3 protein-coding genes are annotated in these 3,153 nt (G+C 44.2%); all 3 read left to right on the top strand.

What is annotated here, in order from left to right:
- On the top strand, positions 1-81 hold an 81-nt coding region (locus Q335_RS10110; RefSeq protein ID WP_483771098.1), incomplete at its 5' end, for an EF-Tu C-terminal domain-related protein.
- Between the two features lie 88 nt (positions 82-169).
- Complete coding sequence (rpsJ, locus tag Q335_RS0103315) at positions 170-481, top strand: 30S ribosomal protein S10 (RefSeq protein ID WP_028357423.1); 312 nt, start codon at positions 170-172, stop codon at positions 479-481.
- Between the two features lie 411 nt (positions 482-892).
- Positions 893-3,153 (top strand): ESPR domain-containing protein (locus Q335_RS09080; protein ID WP_038369338.1); only part of this gene is annotated, 2,261 nt, incomplete at its 3' end.

The raw sequence follows: 3,153 nt of genomic DNA, 5'->3' as shown, positions 1-3,153 counted from the left end.
ATGGAAGAAGGTCTTCGTTTCGCGATCCGTGAAGGCGGCCGTACCGTTGGTGCTGGCGTCGTCTCTAAAATCGCTAAATAATCTAGCGATTGTGTAATCGAGCGTGGCGCTCTTAAGTGCCACGCTTTTGTTATTTGTTCTTTACATTGTTCTTTTATAGAGTTATATCATGCAAAACCAAAAAATTCGTATCCGCCTTAAGGCCTTCGATTACAAATTAATCGATCAATCTGCTGCCGAAATCGTTGACACCGCCAAACGTACAGGCGCTGTTGTACACGGTCCTGTACCGCTACCTACCCGCATCAAACGTTACGATGTCTTGCGTTCACCACACGTCAACAAAAAAGCACGTGACCAGTTCGAGATCCGCACACATCAACGTCTGATGGATATTGTTGATCCAACCGACAAAACTGTTGATGCCCTTATGCGTCTTGACTTACCAGCAGGTGTTGATGTCGAAATTGCCTTGCAATAACAAACTGTTACAAAAAAACTAAAGTTCATCCACTTTAGTTTTATGCAACACTCAAACCGAGAGCTTAGGCTCTCGGTTTTTTTATGGAAACAACCGCCTGTTGGGGGATTAGCCAGAAAATAAAGATCTTAAGCAACGGTAGATAATTTATAAAAAATGAATTTGACTAATAATAAATACTGATTTATATATAAGTAAAAAGTATTATAAAAACCACAGTTTTGATAAAAAACTTATAAAATCTAAAAAATTTGATAAAATTCACCCGCGGTGAAAAAAGTATCCAATCGAACATAATAAGGATACTCAGTAGCCCTATAAATATAATTTTTTTAAAACATAACATGACCGTCGAATCCTTTGGTGCGCCTGCACCCAAGGGCTAGTCGCGTTTTACTTTTAAACATTGATATGAACAAAATATACAAAACCAAGTGGAATAAGTCCCTTAATGCGTTCGTCGCTGTCTCAGAACTAGAAACCAATCGCGGTAAATCTAGCTCGTCCTCCCTCACTGATCAACGCACTGGCTCGTCTAGCAGTGCGCGTCGTTTTTTCAAAATGACCCTCCTCACCGCTGTGTTAAGCAGTGTGTCGCTGCCAGCGCTCGCCGCAAATCTCAATGAAATTCGTGTGTATGATGCTGGGGATACAGTGATTGATGGGGGTAGTGGTAAAGTTAGCAATACCACAGTGAATCCATCATATACCCTAACAGATAATCGTACTGATACAACGATTGCTTTAGGCGAGAACCCATTAGGTTCTGAAGGTAATGAGTATCGTCGAGGGGCTAATACCTATAGACCAGGTACCAATGGTTATGAGCCTTCAGCTGATGGGCTAAAATTAATCTTTCCAACTAAGCATGCTATCGCCATTGGTGGTTCCGCTAAATCTTATGGCATTGGCGCTACAGCACTGGGTTATGCTGCCAATGCAGTAGATAAAGGTAATGTGGCAATTGGTTCATATTCAGGCTCAAATATGAGCACAGCCAACCATGGCGACGAAGCGGTGTATTTTACAGGAGGCAGCGGTAAAAAATACAAATTTGCGGGAGCTCCGACTGCAACCTCAAAGGTCATGTCCATTGGTGCAGGTGCTAAGGTGCTAGAAACTGAGCCCACTTGGCTCTATTGGGATAGAAAAGAGCAAAAATATGTAGATAGTCCTAATCAAAATACCATGGTGGTAGACAAGGTGCACACGTCTAGCGACTACATCACTCGCCAACTCCAAAACGTCTCCGCTGGTCGTATCGCTATGGACTCTACTGACGCCATCAATGGTAGTCAGTTATACGCTGTCGGTAAAGACCTCCAAGATCAAATCGATAATCTTAATCCTGGCTCTGGTGGCGAAGCCGGTCCAGTACCAGAAGTGATTGCGGGTACTAAAACAACTGTTAACTCTATCAATCCAGAAGACGGCGAGCAACAAGGTATTCAATATCGTGTGAATGCGCAAACAGCCACCGTCACGTTGGCAGACAATAGTGGTCTGACACTCGATAACAGCGGCACCAATGAATTCGAAGGTACCAACTTTGAGCTAGGATTAGATGAGCAAGCCAAAGCCGGTATCGATAAAGCTAATAACGGCGGTATCACATTTGCCGGTAATAACGGTCAAACACAACCTATTAAACTAGGTGACACACTCAACCTTAAAGGTAGCGACGGCAATATTATCGCGACGGGTAACGATGACGGTATTAATCTAGCACTTGGTGATACCGTTAAAATTGGTGCCAATCAACCAGTCACTATCGACGGTAATCAAGGCACGATCTCTAGCTTGACCAATACTACTTGGACACCAAACGACAAAGATCAAGAAGGCTATGACAAGTCTCAAGCCGCTTCCCAAGGTCAATTAGACGCCGTTTATAAATATGCTAAAAACGCTGAAGTGACGGCAGGCGAGGGCTGGAATTACACCGCCCAAAGCAACGCTGACAGCAAAACCAATGTCGCTCCAAGTGGCACCGTTGATTTTGCTGGCTTAGATGCAGCAGGTAATGCATCAGCAAACGCCAATATCCAAGTCAGCAAAACTGCTGATGGTCTAGGCTTCTCTCTAAATAAAGATCTAGACGGTATTAATACCGTTAACGTCGGTGAAAAAGGCGAACCAGGGGTTGATGGTCAAGATGGTAAAGACGGTGTCGATGGCACTATCGGTGTTAACGGTCAAGACGGCTCTGCTGTTGTCTTAAACGGTAAAGACGGTTCTATCGGTCTCAATGGTCAAGACGGTAAAGACGGTCTTTCTATTAAAGGTGCTCAAGGCCCAGCCGGTGTAGACGGTAAAGACGGTGAAAACAAAACTCGCCTTGTTTATCAACCAGCCACCGAAGGTGCTGAGCCAGAAACCGTAGCGACGCTTAACGACGGTCTTAAATTTGCCGGTGATGACGGTCAAGTCATCGCTAAGAAACTTAACGAGCAATTAGACATCGTTGGTGGTGCAGAAGGTAACTTAACTGATGGCAATATCGGTGTTGTTGCAGATCAAGACGGTCGCTTAAATGTTAAATTGGCTGACAATATTGATCTAGGTGACGCTGGTTCAATCCAGTTCGGTAACCAAGGTCCTAAGATTGCTCAAAACGGTATCGATGCTGGTAATACCCGCATCACTAATGTGGCGCCAGCCGAAGAAGGTAC

Origin of the sequence: Brackiella oedipodis DSM 13743 (assembly GCF_000621025.1) — a bacterium.
Classification (GTDB): domain Bacteria; phylum Pseudomonadota; class Gammaproteobacteria; order Burkholderiales; family Burkholderiaceae_B; genus Oligella; species Oligella oedipodis.
The sequence above is the reverse complement of the archived record's forward strand: the minus strand, read 5'-3'. Positions and strand labels throughout refer to the sequence as shown.